The organism is Lacinutrix sp. MEBiC02404 (assembly GCF_053601575.1).
In genome coordinates this window covers 63,457-77,603 of sequence record NZ_JBSHNV010000180.1, presented here as the reverse complement: position 1 = coordinate 77,603, position 14,147 = coordinate 63,457, and the positions used below count along the sequence as shown (strand labels likewise).

Annotated in this window: 14 protein-coding genes; all 14 read left to right on the top strand. The window is 32.7% G+C overall.

The features are described from left to right. Positions 1–92: 92 nt before the first annotated feature. The 14 genes from ACVCXO_RS09610 (at position 93) to ACVCXO_RS09545 (ending at position 14,116) form a co-directional block, all read left to right on the top strand. Complete coding sequence (locus ACVCXO_RS09610; RefSeq protein WP_452229379.1) at positions 93–2,465, top strand: heavy metal translocating P-type ATPase; 2,373 nt, start codon at positions 93–95, stop codon at positions 2,463–2,465. Positions 2,466–2,668: 203 nt separating this feature from the next. Further along, on the top strand, positions 2,669–2,857 hold the full coding sequence (ccoS, locus tag ACVCXO_RS09605; RefSeq protein ID WP_055442379.1) for a cbb3-type cytochrome oxidase assembly protein CcoS: 189 nt from the start codon (positions 2,669–2,671) through the stop codon (positions 2,855–2,857). A gap of 5 nt (positions 2,858–2,862) precedes the next feature. Further along, entirely contained in the window at positions 2,863–5,046 is a 2,184-nt protein-coding gene (gene ccoN / locus ACVCXO_RS09600; protein ID WP_452229378.1) for a cytochrome-c oxidase, cbb3-type subunit I, read from the top strand. A gap of 4 nt (positions 5,047–5,050) precedes the next feature. Continuing rightward, positions 5,051–5,236: a CcoQ/FixQ family Cbb3-type cytochrome c oxidase assembly chaperone gene (locus ACVCXO_RS09595; protein WP_452229377.1), complete on the top strand. Its 186-nt coding sequence runs from the start codon at positions 5,051–5,053 to the stop codon at positions 5,234–5,236. Continuing rightward, positions 5,233–6,120: a cbb3-type cytochrome c oxidase N-terminal domain-containing protein gene (locus ACVCXO_RS09590; RefSeq protein ID WP_452229376.1), complete on the top strand. Its 888-nt coding sequence runs from the start codon at positions 5,233–5,235 to the stop codon at positions 6,118–6,120. Before ACVCXO_RS09595 ends, ACVCXO_RS09590 begins: the two co-directional genes overlap by 4 nt. 60 nt (positions 6,121–6,180) lie before the next feature. Next, on the top strand, positions 6,181–7,605 hold the full coding sequence (ccoG, locus tag ACVCXO_RS09585; protein ID WP_452229375.1) for a cytochrome c oxidase accessory protein CcoG: 1,425 nt from the start codon (positions 6,181–6,183) through the stop codon (positions 7,603–7,605). 172 nt (positions 7,606–7,777) lie between these two features. Beyond that, the gene (locus tag ACVCXO_RS09580) at positions 7,778–8,224 is read left to right on the top strand and encodes a FixH family protein (protein WP_452229374.1); all 447 of its coding nucleotides are present in this window, start codon (positions 7,778–7,780) and stop codon (positions 8,222–8,224) included. A 10-nt stretch (positions 8,225–8,234) separates the two neighbouring features. After that, positions 8,235–8,936 carry a sulfite exporter TauE/SafE family protein gene (locus tag ACVCXO_RS09575; protein WP_452229373.1) on the top strand — a complete coding sequence of 234 codons (702 nt, stop codon included), beginning with the start codon at positions 8,235–8,237 and terminating at the stop codon, positions 8,934–8,936. 60 nt (positions 8,937–8,996) lie between these two features. Beyond that, positions 8,997–10,424 carry a pyridoxal phosphate-dependent decarboxylase family protein gene (locus ACVCXO_RS09570; RefSeq protein WP_452229372.1) on the top strand — a complete coding sequence of 476 codons (1,428 nt, stop codon included), beginning with the start codon at positions 8,997–8,999 and terminating at the stop codon, positions 10,422–10,424. A gap of 94 nt (positions 10,425–10,518) precedes the next feature. Next, complete coding sequence (locus tag ACVCXO_RS09565; protein ID WP_452229371.1) at positions 10,519–10,938, top strand: CBS domain-containing protein; 420 nt, start codon at positions 10,519–10,521, stop codon at positions 10,936–10,938. A 132-nt stretch (positions 10,939–11,070) separates the two neighbouring features. Further along, a complete protein-coding gene (locus tag ACVCXO_RS09560) occupies positions 11,071–11,505 on the top strand; it encodes an RrF2 family transcriptional regulator (RefSeq protein ID WP_452229370.1) in 435 nt (144 codons plus the stop codon). Positions 11,506–11,623: 118 nt separating this feature from the next. Beyond that, entirely contained in the window at positions 11,624–12,355 is a 732-nt protein-coding gene (gene ric / locus ACVCXO_RS09555) for an iron-sulfur cluster repair di-iron protein (RefSeq protein WP_452229369.1), read from the top strand. Positions 12,356–12,471: 116 nt separating this feature from the next. Then, positions 12,472–13,683, top strand: a complete 1,212-nt coding sequence (locus ACVCXO_RS09550; protein WP_452229368.1) for a hypothetical protein — start codon at positions 12,472–12,474, stop codon at positions 13,681–13,683. Beyond that, positions 13,655–14,116: a hemerythrin domain-containing protein gene (locus ACVCXO_RS09545; protein WP_452229367.1), complete on the top strand. Its 462-nt coding sequence runs from the start codon at positions 13,655–13,657 to the stop codon at positions 14,114–14,116. Before ACVCXO_RS09550 ends, ACVCXO_RS09545 begins: the two co-directional genes overlap by 29 nt. Positions 14,117–14,147: the final 31 nt, after the last annotated feature.

Sequence of the window (14,147 nt, the reverse complement as noted above, 5' to 3'; positions counted from 1 at the left end):
TGTTTTGTAAAGTTACTTAAAACATGACAAATATCATATTTTAAAAGCACATGTTTTGTAACCTTTGTTACAGGTATAAATGAGCAAATATTATGGACAAGACTTCTTGTTTTCATTGCGGAGATGATTGCAATTCTTCCATTATAAAATTCGACGAAAAGTCGTTTTGTTGTAATGGATGCAAAACGGTATATGAGATTTTCTCGGAAAATGATTTAACCTGTTACTACGATATGCAAGCTTCTCCAGGAGCAGTCCCGAAGGAGATTCAAGGTAAATATGATTTCCTTTCTCAAGAAAACATCATTGAAAAACTAACAGAGTTTAGGGATGGAAACACCCAAATTGTTACGCTTTATATTCCGCATATTCATTGTAGTTCTTGTATTTGGATTTTAGAAAATGGTAACAAATTAAATCCAGGAATCTCATCATCACAAGTTAATTTTGGTAAAAAGACGGTTCGTGTTACTTACAATTCCGATAAAACTTCCCTTAAAGAAATTGTAATCCTTTTAAGTAGTATTGGTTATGAACCTTATATTTCTTTAGACGATTTTAAAACAGGAAAAGAACATATCAACAGAAGCCTTATTTATAAGTTAGGAATTGCAGGCTTTGCCTTTGGTAACGTCATGTTTCTATCGTTTCCAGAGTATTTTGAAGTTGGCGAATTTTGGTTAGAACAATACAAACATTTGTTTCGTTGGCTAATGTTTGCTTTTTCACTTCCTGTGGTTTTTTATGCCGCACAAGATTATTTTGTTTCGGCTTACAAAGGGTTACGCGCAAATATTTTAAATATAGATGTACCAATTGCTCTGGGAATTGCAGTGCTTTTTATTAGAAGTACTGCCGAAATTATTTTCGATTTAGGTTCCGGATTTTTCGATAGTTTAACCGGTTTGGTATTCTTTTTATTACTTGGAAAATTCTTTCAGCAAAAAACATATGCATTCCTTTCGTTTGAGCGAGATTACAAATCGTATTTTCCAATTGCAGTAACTAAAATTTCTTCGGAAGCTGGTGAAACTCCAATTCAAGTGTATGAAATTAAAAAAGGAGATAGACTCCTTATTAGAAATGAAGAATTAATTCCTGTAGACGGTATCCTTATTAACGGAAAAGCAAGAATAGACTACAGTTTTGTGACTGGTGAATCAGAAAACATTCGTAAAAATTCTGGCGACAAACTTTTTGCTGGAGGAAAACAGACTTCAGGAGTTATAGAAATGGAAGCCTTAAAATCTGTGGAACAAAGTTACCTCACACAATTATGGAGTAACGATGTATTCAGTAAAAACAAAGAAGATGGCTTTACCACATTAACCAACAAAATAAGTAAACAATTTACCATTGCTGTTTTAAGTATTGCCATAATAGCGACCACTTTTTGGCTATTTGTAGATGCTACCAAAGCCATGAATGTATTCACCGCAGTACTAATTATTGCTTGTCCGTGTGCCATTGCGCTCTCTGCTCCTTTTACCTTCGGAAATTTGCTTCGTATCTTTGGAAAACAGAAATTCTATGTGAAAAATGCTTCTGTTATTGAACAATTAGCAGCAATAGATACTATTATTTTTGACAAAACAGGAACGATTACTTCTAACAAACAAAGTACTGCAACGTATGAAGGGGAAATACTTTCTACTTCCGAAGAAACACTACTAAAAAACACCCTGCGAGGTTCTAATCATCCATTAAGTAGAACACTTTATGATATTTTAGATGAAAATAATATCATCACATTAAACCATTTTGAAGAACATTTAGGAAAAGGTATTGAAGCTTCGCATAATAAAGAGAATATAAAAATTGGTTCTGCTAGTTTTGTAGGTTCTGCGGAAGCTTCCGTTTTAAATACAGCAGTTCATATTAGTACAAATAATAAATATAAAGGAAAATACACTTTTTATAATAGCTATAGAAAAGGACTTTCAAAACTATTTAACAAACTAAAAAAACAATACGATTTGGTAATTCTTTCTGGGGATAATGAAGGCGAATTTGAAAATCTAAAAAAATTACTTCCAACCAAAACGAAGTTGATTTTTAACCAGAAACCAGAAGATAAGTTAGAATATATAAAATACCATCAAAGCGAAGGAGCAAAAGTACTTATGATTGGTGATGGTTTAAATGATGCAGGAGCTCTAGCACAAAGTAATGTTGGTATTGCACTCTCAGAAAACGTGAATGTATTTTCTCCTGCTTGCGATGCTATTTTGGACGCTTCCAAATTCAATCAATTATACAAATACATTAAAACCTCAAAAAGTGCTATAAAAATTATTAAATGGAGTTTTGCACTTTCATTTGTTTATAACGTAATTGGTTTGTACTTTGCAGTAACCGGACAATTAGCACCAGTTGTTGCAGCAATTTTAATGCCTTTAAGTTCTATTAGCATTGTAGTTTTTACCACAATAGCAACAAACCTTTTAGGTAGAAAATTGAACTAAAAACTATTTCGCGGAGATACTCAAAGTTTACCCATAGATTCTCAGAAAAAATAAAAAAAAGATGCTTGTATCCATCGAAAAAAACTTAAATAATTATCACGCCTGAGTGAGATAATTAAATGGAAATTATTTCCCAAATATGATAAAAATCATGTTTTAAGAAAGGCAACCAACGTAATTTTGAACCATAACTTCAAATAGGTATGAGTGTTATTTATATTTTATTGACTATCAGCATTATAGTTGCAATCGGTTTTTTTGCGGCTTTTATCTATGCTGTAAAAAGTGGTCAATTTGACGATAGTTATACGCCATCTGTTAGAATGCTTTTTGAAGACGAACTGGTTAAAGAGAAACCAAAACCAACTATAAAAACTAAAAAGACTAATTAATTATTATGGAAAAAGAACAATTCTACTACGATAACAAGATCGTTAAAAATTTCCTTTACGCTACTATTCTCTGGGGAGTTGTAGGAATGACTGTCGGCTTAATGCTTGCTTTCCTTTTCATTTTCCCAAATTACACAGAAGGCATTTCTTGGTTAAGCTTTGGTCGTTTAAGACCATTACATACCAACGCAGTAATCTTTGCCTTTGTTGGTAATGCTATTTTTGCCGGTGTTTATTATTCTACACAACGTCTTCTTAAAGCGAGAATGTTTAGTGATTTACTAAGTAAAATTAATTTTTGGGGTTGGCAATTAATGATTGTTGGCGCTGCAATAACACTTCCTTTAGGATACACCACATCTAAAGAATATGCAGAATTAGAGTGGCCTTTTGATATTCTAATTGCTGTAATTTGGGTGGTATTTGGAATCAATTTAATTGGTACCATGATTAAAAGAAGACAACGTCATTTATACGTTGCTATTTGGTTTTACATCGCGACTTTTGTAACGGTTGCTGTATTGCACATTTTTAATAGTTTAGAACTTCCAGTTAGTGCTATGAAAAGTTATTCTGTGTATGCAGGAGTTCAAGATGCATTAGTACAATGGTGGTACGGCCATAATGCCGTAGCATTCTTTTTAACAACACCTTTCTTAGGATTGATGTATTATTTTGTACCTAAAGCTGCAAACAGACCTGTGTATTCCTATAGACTTTCTATCATTCACTTCTGGTCTTTAATATTTATTTATATTTGGGCTGGACCGCACCATTTACTATATACCGCTTTACCAGAATGGGCACAAAATCTTGGTGTAGCATTTTCTGTTATGTTATTAATGCCTTCTTGGGGAGGAATGATAAACGGACTACTAACACTTCGTGGTGCTTGGGATAAAGTACGTACTGATCCTGTTTTAAAATTTATGGTGGTTGCGCTTACCGGTTATGGTATGGCAACTTTTGAAGGACCTTTACTTTCGCTTAAAAATGTAAATGCAATTGGTCACTTTACCGATTGGATTATTGCGCACGTGCACGTTGGTGCTTTAGCTTGGAATGGTTTCTTAGCCTTTGGTATGATCTATTATTTAGTGCCTAGATTATTTAAAACGAAGTTATATTCTATCGGACTTGCTAACTTGCATTTCTGGATTGGTACTTTAGGAATTATATTTTACGCGTTACCTCTTTACGTTGCTGGATTTACACAAGCAAGTATGTGGAAACAGTTTAATCCAGACGGGACTTTAATGTATGGTAACTTCTTAGAAACCGTTACCGAAATTATGCCAATGTACTACATGCGTGCTGTTGGTGGAACGCTATATATTGCAGGAATGTTAATTCTTGTGTATAACGTTTATATTACAATAAGACAAGGAAGTAAAGTAGAAGACGAATTAGCGGAAGCTCCTGCATTACAACATGTTTCTAAAAAACGTACTGCTGGCGAAGGATGGCATACGTGGTTAGAACGTAAGCCTATTAAATTAACTATTGGTGCAACTATTGCTATTTTAATTGGAGGTATTGTACAAATAGTACCAACTATCATGGTAAAATCTAATATACCAACTATTGCAAGTGTTAAACCGTACACGCCTTTAGAATTAGAAGGTCGTGATATTTACATTCGTGAAGGTTGTGTTGGATGTCACTCACAAATGATTCGTCCGTTTAGAAGTGAAGTAGAACGTTATGGAGAATATTCTAAAGCAGGAGAATATGTTTATGATCATCCATTCCTTTGGGGATCGAAACGTACTGGTCCAGATTTACATCGTATTGGAGGGAAATATTCAGACAACTGGCACTTAAACCACATGTATGATCCACAAAGTACGTCATCTGGTTCTATTATGCCATCGTATAAATGGATTGTTAGAGATGAACTAGACAAATCACTTACAGAGAAGAAAATGAAAGCAATGGTTTCTTTAGGTGTTCCTTATACAGAAGAAGAAATTACTAATGCACAGCAAGCCATGTTAGAGCAAGGTACGCGAATTGAAAAAAATCTATATGCAGATCCTGATTTTGCGGAAACTTACGAAGCAGATAAAGCCGCTGGAGGTGCAGAATTTATAGAAATGCGTAATCGTGAAATTGTAGCTGTTATCGCTTATTTACAACGTTTAGGTACCGATATAAAAGTGAAAGATTTAGAAACCACTCAAAACTAGAATTATGCTAAAGTTTGCAAAAAATTATATGGACAGTATTTCTGGAATAGAAATATACCCAATCATATCCTTACTTATATTCTTCAGTTTTTTTGTAGTCCTATTTTTATGGGTATTTACAGCAAAAAAAGAATATATAGAAAGTGTAAGCAATTTACCATTAGATAACCAAAACCAATCCGAACTATGAGAAATTTATTTCCGTCATGGCTAAAAATACCAGTCCTATTTTTTATCATTGTAGGCATTGTAGAATACTTTGTCGATTCTGGTACTAAACCAGCTTTTATTGAGAAGCCAATCATCATGGTATTCTTACTACTTGTATTACTTATATTAATTGCTACAGAAGCTATTGTAGGTTCTATGGACAATATTCTGTATCAAAGTTTAGATGCAGAAGGGAAAGCGAGATATGATGCATCACAAGTAAAAACATCCAAACTAGTTACTTGGGTAAATAAAACCTATACCAAATTACTAGGTGCTAAACCAATTCAAGAAGAACATGAAATTATTCTAGACCATAATTATGATGGTATTAAAGAACTAGATAATGATCTTCCGCCATGGTGGATTTACAGTTTCTATGCTTCCATAATATTTGCGGTTGTATACTTTGCTAGATTCGAAATTTTTAATGGTGATAACCAGTATATGGAATTAGAAGCGGAATATGCACAGGCAAAAATTGATATTGAAGAATACAAAAAAACAGCAAAAGATTTAGTCGATTTTAATACTGTTGAATTGTTAACGGATGCTTCCGATTTAAGTAATGGTAAAAAAATATTTTCCGAAAACTGTGTTGCTTGTCATAAAGCAGATGGTGGCGGTGGAATTGGACCAAACCTTACAGACAAACACTGGATTTTAGGTGGTGGAATTAAAAATGTATTTCGAACGGTTACAGAAGGTGGACGTGATGGTAAAGGAATGATTGCTTGGAAACAAAGTTTAAAACCTGCCGAAATTGCGCAAGTAGCAAGTTATGTATTACAATTTCAAGGAACAACACCTGCCGAACCAAAACCTGCTGAAGGGGATATTTGGGAAGAAACTACAAAAGAATAAAATACTTGGATCAAAACCTGTCCGACTTTAAAAATCAGACAGGTTTAAATAAAATAGATTTTGGAAACACCAGAAAACGAATCTTTTAGAGACACCATTGGAACCATTAATGAAGAAGGTGGTCGTGCTTGGGTATACCCAAAAAAACCTAGCGGTAAATATTATAACAAACGAAAAATAGTTAGCTACGGTTTACTTATTTTTCTTATTGCTGCTCCTTTTATCAAAATTAATGGCAACCAGTTTTTACTGTTTAATATTTTAGAACGTCGCTTCAATATTTTTGGTTTACCATTTTGGCCACAAGACTTTTACTTATTTGTAATGTCTATGCTAATAGGTATTGTGTTTATCGCTTTATTTACAGTGAGTTTCGGACGTGTTTTTTGTGGTTGGATTTGCCCACAAACCATTTTTATGGAAATGGTTTTTAGACGTATTGAATATTGGATTGATGGCGATAGAAACAAACAACGTAAACTTGATAAACAAGAATGGAATGCCGAAAAAATCAGAAAACGCCTTCTAAAATGGTTTGTATTTTTAGTAATCTCCTTTATTATCGCCAATGTCTTTTTAGCCTATTTAATAGGAAGTGATAAGCTTATAAAATATATAACGGGAAATCCATTAGACCATTTAGGTACTCTTTTTCCGCTTATTATTTTTACTGCTGTCTTCTATTTTGTTTTCGCTTGGTTTAGAGAACAAGTATGTATTATTGCTTGTCCGTATGGTAGATTACAAAGTGTGTTATTAGATAACAAATCTATAGTAGTTGCTTATGATCATAAACGTGGTGAAGGAGAAAATGGTCGTAAAAAATTCAGAAAAAACGAAGATAGAGAAGCTTTAGGACATGGAGATTGTATTGATTGTATGCAGTGTGTTAATGTTTGTCCGACAGGTATTGACATTAGAAATGGTACGCAATTAGAATGTGTAAACTGTACTGCTTGTATTGATGAATGTGATCATATTATGGAAAGCATCGACCTTCCAAAAGGATTAATTCGATTTGCTTCTGAAGATGAAATAGAAAAGAAAGAAAAATTCAAAATTACTGCAAGAATGAAAGGATACATTGCTGTTCTTACTATTCTTACTGGTATGTTATGCGGAATGCTGCTTTTAAGAAATGACGTAGAAGCTACTGTTTTAAGACTTCCAGGGCAATTATTTGAGCATAAAGGAGAAAATATAATAAGTAACGTTTTCACCTTTAAACTTGTAAATAAAACAACGAAGGATATTGAAAACATAAAATTCAAACTTAGAAAACAAGAAGGGGAAATAAAAATGGTTTCCACTGCTGCTAATTTTGAAGTTCCTGCACAAGGTTTAGCAGAAGGAACCTTATTTATTGAAATTGACAAAAGTAAGTTGAAAGGAGACAAAAGTAAACTTATGATTGAGGTGTATAGTGGTGATGAAATGATTGAAACCACTACTGTAAACTTTTTAGGGCCAAGAAGTTATAAGTAAAAAAAGTTTTTTTGGTTCCTGAAGCGCATTAAGGATTGAGCAATCTGTTTGAGCTCCTTGAAAAGAGCGAGTTGTGAAAGCCTGACCTGAAGTAAAACGGAAGGTAATGCCCAAAAACAAAATAACGTTTAATTAATAAAAGGAGATTCCTGCCTTCGTGGGAAGTTGAGATATGAAAATAAATTGGGGAACAGGAATCGTAATCGCATTTGTAGCGTTTATTAGCTTTATCATGTATTTCATTATCACTATGATGACAGATAGTACATACGACCATGATTTAGTTGTTGAAGATTACTACCAGCAAGAACTACAATTTCAAAACGAGATCAATAAAGAAACAAACGCTCAAAACTTAACAGAAAATATCTCTTATAAAAAAACAGCCGAAGGTGTTATTATTCTATTCCCAGAAAACCTTCCTATAGAAAATATTACAGGTAAAGTGTTCCTATATAGACCATCTAATAAACAATTTGATTTTGAAATTCCAATTTCATTATCAAACCACAATTTGCTCATACCTGACAAACGTTTGTTAGATGGTCGTTGGAACATTAAAGTAGATTGGCAATATAACGGAAAAAACTATCTCTACAAAAAAGAGATCCTTTACTAAAACAATAAATATGCTTTGGTCTGCACTCATTTTTGGATTACTAGGAAGCTTCCATTGTGTTGGAATGTGCGGTCCTATTGCATTTATGCTTCCTGTAGACCGCAGCAATTCCATAAAAAAAATAGCACAAATATTTACGTATCATATTGGTAGATTGTTAGCGTATTCGCTAATTGGTTTATTTTTTGGTTTGGTTGGAAAAAGTCTTTACATCTTTGGACTTCAGCAACAACTATCCATCTTCATTGGTATATTAATGATTGTTGTGGTTCTCATTCCTGTACAAACTTTCAATAAATACAATTTCTCAAAACCTATTTATAAAATAATATCTAAAGTAAAATCTTCTTTAGGTAAAGCATTAAAAAAGAAAACCGTAGACACCTTTTTAACCATTGGTTTTTTAAACGGTTTTTTACCTTGCGGATTAGTATACATGGCCGTTTTCGCTTCATTGGCAATGCCAAATGCATGGCAAGGAAGTTTGTATATGGCGCTGTTTGGTTTAGGTACCATCCCATTAATGACTTCCGCTATTTACTTAGGTAAATTTTTAAATACCCAAATGAAGCAACGTATTCAAAAAGGGATTCCTATTTTTGTAGTAATTATAGGATTATTATTTATTCTTCGTGGTTTAGGTTTAGGTATTCCTTACCTCTCTCCTGCTCCAATTGTAGATGTTGCATCTAGTGCAATAGATTGTCACTAAAGTAGTGGCTTTTAATAAAGCGTATTTCCTATTCCTATAAAAAACACAAAAATGCCCTTAATGGACAATTCGCATAAACTGCAATTAAGTAAAGAAGAAATGAAGCAATATGGTTATCAAGTAATTGACACCATTGTAGCACATTTTGATACAGAAAACACTAAGAAACCAGTAGCGTCTGCTTCTAGAGAAGAAATGGATTTGCTTTTTAAAACGGAAGCACCAGAAGAACCTACAAACTATAAAGAAGTCTTAGATTTTGTCACCGAAAAAGTATTGCCAAATAGTAATATTGTTACCCATCCAAAATCGTATTCTTTTGTTCCTGGACCAAGTAATTTTGTGAGTGTTATGGCAGATACTTTAGCTACAGGATTCAACATTTTTTCTGGTGGTTGGGCTGCTTCTCCCGCTGCTGCGGAATTAGAAATAGTTACCATGAGCTGGTTATTAAAACTGTTTAAATTTCCGACTAAAAAAGGTGGTGGAATTTTTACAAGTGGTGGCTCCATGGCAAATCTTACAGCACTAGTAACTGCAAGAAGACAACGATGTGGCGATGATTTTTCGAAAGCTATTATTTATCTTTCCGATCAAGCGCATTCTTCAAATATAAAAGCAATTCGTGTTTTAGGCTTTAAAAAAGAGCAAATACGAATTATCCCTACCGATATAGAATTTAAAATGGCTATTAATAAACTTAAAAATGCCATTGCAAAAGATAGACTAGAAGGTTTACAACCGTTTTGTATTATTGCTTCCGCTGGAACAACAAATACAGGAACTGTCGATCCTTTAAATGAAATCGCTAAAATATGTAAGACTGAAAAACTTTGGTTTCATATTGATGGTGCTTATGGTGCCGCTGCAATTTTATCCAAAAAAGGAAGTCAAGTATTAAAAGGAATTGAAAAAGCAGATTCCTTAGCAATAGATCCGCATAAGTGGTTATACCAACCTTATGAAATGGGATGTTTATTAGTGAAAAATCATAAATGGCTAAGTGAAACTTTTACTGAAAAGCCAGAATACCTAAGAGATATTGAAGGCAATACTTCCGAAATTAATTTTTACGATCATGGTATTCAACTGACACGCCGTTTTAGAGCTTTAAAGTTTTATATGTCTATGAAAACCTTCGGACTTTCCGCATTTAAAAAAGCGGTTTCCTATTCTATAGATTTAGCCGAAGAAGTAGAAGCAGATTTACGAAAAAGCGCCAATTGGGAAGTAGTATCTCCCGCTACATTGGCGGTTATCAACTTTAGATATAATCCGATTGGAAAATCTTTCAGTGAAAAAAAACTAGACGCTATCAATCAAGAGATTTCAAAAAGAGTTGTAGACTCCAGAGAAGCTTTACTAGTGACTACCGTTTTACAAAATCAAGTGGTTTTACGCATGTGTTTAATTAATCCTAGAACTACCATTGACGATGTAAAAGACACCTTAAAAATGTGTGAAGCATTTGCTAAAGAAATTATTTAATTTTGTTTTAAAATAAGTAGCTAAGCTGACTTTTATCATATTTATTTTTCACGTTTTAAACTATCTTTAATATAGAATTTAAAACCATAAGAAGATGAAAAAAAGAACGCCAGTTTCAGAAATAATGACAACAGATGTTATCACGCTTAATCACACAGATGATCTAGAGATAGCAGAAAAATTATTCAAAAAAAATAATATCCGACATATTCCGGTAGTCAGTGGAAACAAAATAATTGGGCTGCTAAGTTATACCGATTTGTTACGTATTAGTTTTGCAGATGCTATTGATGAAGACGAACAAAATGTAGACACCGTAGTATATAATATGTTTACTATTGAGCAAGTAATGGCAAAAAATTTGGTAAGTGTTTCTTCTAACACAACCATTTTAGAAGTTGCTAAAATACTAGCAAAAAAAGAATTTCACGCCTTACCTGTTGTAGATCAGGATACATTAGTTGGTATTGTTACCACTACAGATTTAATAGACTATTTGATAGAGCAATTTTAATATCTATATTTAACAAAAAAAGGAAATCGCTTGGTTAAAATGCCAAGCGATTTTTTAACATATATTTAATTAGGATAAACTTGTCTTAATTAAAATAATGTTTTACCTTTATAGAAGAAATAAAAGAACTATATGTTTTCGAAAGCTTGCGAATATGGAATAAGAGCATCAATTTTCATTGCGAAAAATTCGCAGGAAGGCAAACTTGTTTCTCCAAAAGAAATTTCTGAAGAAATAAATTCTCCTAAAGCTTTTACTGCAAAAATTTTACAAGCTTTAGTCAGAAATGACATTATAAACTCTGTAAAAGGTGCTTATGGAGGTTTTGTGATAGATAAAGATGTCATTGCATCTATAAAGCTTTCGCAAATAGTAGAAGCCATTGATGGCGATAATATATACAACGGTTGTGGTTTAGGTTTAGATACCTGCGATGAAAATCATCCTTGTCCTGTACATGATAAATTCAAGGTGATACGTGATGAATTAAAACACATGTTAGAAACGACCAATTTAGAAGAGCTTGCTTTAGGCATAAAGTCTGGAGCTTCCTTTTTAAAGATCTAAAAAAAATTTGAATATAAATAGGATAAATTTATCCGAGATAAAAATAGCCCGATCGCTCCTAATTAAATAAAAGGATAAAAGGCAAACACTTTTTTACCAATATTAAAATAGATACATTATGGAAACATTACAAAAAAATACGCAGAAACAAATAGGTGAGTTTGTAGCAGACGATTTTAGAACTGCAGCAGTTTTTTCAAAATATAAAATAGATTTCTGCTGTAATGGAAACAGAACTATTGAAGAAGCTTGCGAAAAAAAAGGTATTGATAGCAATACGTTAGCACAAGAATTAGAAGCTGTTTTAAATTCTAAAACGGACCAATCTATAGATTACAAATCTTGGCCTTTAGATTTACTAGCCGAATATATTGAAAAAAAACACCATAGATATGTGGAAGAGAAAATCCCTGTATTACGTCAGTTTTTAGATAAACTTTGTCGTGTGCATGGTGAGCGTCACCCAGAATTATTTAAAATAAATGAATTGTTCACTGCTTCTGCTAACGAATTAACAGCACACATGAAAAAAGAAGAACTGATGCTCTTTCCTTTTGTAAAAAGAATGGTAAAATCGAAATTAGAGCATGTGGACATACAATCGCCACAATTTGGAACCGTTGAAAACCCGATTGCAATGATGATGCAAGAACACGATACCGAAGGCGCGCGTTTTAGAGAAATAGCAGAACTTACCGATAATTATACACCTCCTGCAGACGCTTGTAACACCTACAAAGTAACTTTTGCAATGCTGGATGAATTTGAAAAAGACTTACACTTACATATACATTTAGAAAATAATATTCTATTCCCTGAAGCAATAAAACTAGAGCAACAATTTAATTAACAGCATTTTATAATTTGTAACTTTAGTACTTAGAAAATCCTGGAACATTTCCCTAAACATGTTCTAGGATTTTTATTAAAACAGATACCTTTACGTAAGGACTATTTTTTATTAAAATGCAAAAAAAATTCATTCTTGTTTGTTTAATTAACTTCTTGGTTGCTGCTTTAATGGGTTTGGCACTGCGATTTTCGGTTATAGAATCTATTGGTTTAAACTATCGCTTTTTAACACATGCTCATTCTCATGTTGCCATGTTAGGCTGGGTTTACCTTATGTTGTTTGCGCTAATTACACATTATTTTGTTCCAGATAAAACACAGGTTTATAATCGTTTATTTTGGATCACAGAAATTGCAGTTATTGGTATGATGTTAAGCTTTCCTTTTCAAGGTTATGCAGCAATTTCCATTTCCTTTTCTACATTACATATATTTTGCAGTTATTACTTTGCCTATCTAATTTTTAAACATCATAAAACCAAATCTATTGTTACTAGTAAGTTACTGAAGGCTTCGCTCCTATTTATGGTGCTTTCTACATTTGGTGTTTGGTGTTTAGGACCAGCGGTTTCTATGCTAGGACAAGCATCTGCCTTTTATCAAATAGCCATTCAGTTCTTTTTGCATTTTCAATTTAATGGTTGGTTTTTAATTGCTGTTATCGCTGTGTTTTTCCATGTACTTAAGATAGAAGATTCCAAATTATTCCGGTTGTTCTTCAAACTATTAATTGCCGCTACTATTTTAACTTTTGCATTACCAATTCAGTGGTTTGCACCTCATAAAGCACTACTATTTATTAATGCTTTTGGGATCCTTTTACAACTTGCAAGCCTATATTTATTTTTAAAACTTATTAAGCCTAACTTGTTGGAGCACACAAAAACACAACCTAAAATAGTACTTTATCTTTATTTCTTTAGCGTTGTATGTTTTGTGTTGAAAACATTTGTACAAGCATTTACACTTTTTCCTGAATTTTCATTAGTAGTATTCGAACATCGTAACTTTATAATAGGTTTTATTCATTTAATGATGCTTGGTATTATTAGTGGTTTTCTTTTTTCTTTTATATTAAACACACGTTTAGTCCGATTTACAAAATCGCTATATATTGGAGTTTACAGTTTTCTTTTAGGTTTTATATTAACCGAAATGTTATTACTTATTCAAGGTTGTAAATTTTATTTCGGAGAAGGAATGCTAACCAATTATTATCTTTTATTATTCCTATTTAGTATATTATTACCATTAGGAATCCTTTTTATTTTATTACATATTATTAAAACAAAACACGATGCAAAACAAACCACAAAAACGTCATAAAGCGATACAACCATTAAGTCGAGAACATCATCACGGACTATTATTATCTTGGAAAATTAGATCTGGATTTAGCAAGAATATTGCGCCAGAACGGATAAGAATGTATGCTAATTGGTTTTTTGAAACACACTTAATTCCGCATTTTGAAATGGAAGAAACATATATTTTTACTATTCTAGAAGAAGATAATGAACTTGTAAAAAAAGCTTTAGCAGATCATAAACAGATAAAGGCTTTATTTGCGGAAACCGGAGACGACGCCATAACATTAGGTAAAATTGAAGAAGTATTAGAACAACACATCCGATTTGAAGAACGCATTTTGTTTCCTGAAATACAGAAAATAGCTACGGAAGAACAAATGCTTCAAATAGAAAAAATCCATCAACCAGAAGACTTTAAGGATAATATAGAAGATGCATTTTGGAAGTGATTAAAAACAGAGAGCTGTTAGATTATAGAAA

Coding starts and splice junctions, on each gene's coding strand:
- ACVCXO_RS09610 (WP_452229379.1), top strand. CDS start 93: ATGGACAAGACTTCTTGTTTTCATTGCGGAGATGATTGCAATTCTTCC.
- ACVCXO_RS09545 (WP_452229367.1), top strand. CDS start 13,655: ATGCAAAACAAACCACAAAAACGTCATAAAGCGATACAACCATTAAGT.
- ACVCXO_RS09575 (WP_452229373.1), top strand. CDS start 8,235: ATGCTTTGGTCTGCACTCATTTTTGGATTACTAGGAAGCTTCCATTGT.
- ACVCXO_RS09595 (WP_452229377.1), top strand. CDS start 5,051: ATGCTAAAGTTTGCAAAAAATTATATGGACAGTATTTCTGGAATAGAA.
- ccoS (WP_055442379.1), top strand. CDS start 2,669: ATGAGTGTTATTTATATTTTATTGACTATCAGCATTATAGTTGCAATC.
- ACVCXO_RS09580 (WP_452229374.1), top strand. CDS start 7,778: ATGAAAATAAATTGGGGAACAGGAATCGTAATCGCATTTGTAGCGTTT.
- ACVCXO_RS09590 (WP_452229376.1), top strand. CDS start 5,233: ATGAGAAATTTATTTCCGTCATGGCTAAAAATACCAGTCCTATTTTTT.
- ric (WP_452229369.1), top strand. CDS start 11,624: ATGGAAACATTACAAAAAAATACGCAGAAACAAATAGGTGAGTTTGTA.
- ACVCXO_RS09565 (WP_452229371.1), top strand. CDS start 10,519: ATGAAAAAAAGAACGCCAGTTTCAGAAATAATGACAACAGATGTTATC.
- ACVCXO_RS09570 (WP_452229372.1), top strand. CDS start 8,997: ATGGACAATTCGCATAAACTGCAATTAAGTAAAGAAGAAATGAAGCAA.
- ccoN (WP_452229378.1), top strand. CDS start 2,863: ATGGAAAAAGAACAATTCTACTACGATAACAAGATCGTTAAAAATTTC.
- ACVCXO_RS09560 (WP_452229370.1), top strand. CDS start 11,071: ATGTTTTCGAAAGCTTGCGAATATGGAATAAGAGCATCAATTTTCATT.
- ACVCXO_RS09550 (WP_452229368.1), top strand. CDS start 12,472: ATGCAAAAAAAATTCATTCTTGTTTGTTTAATTAACTTCTTGGTTGCT.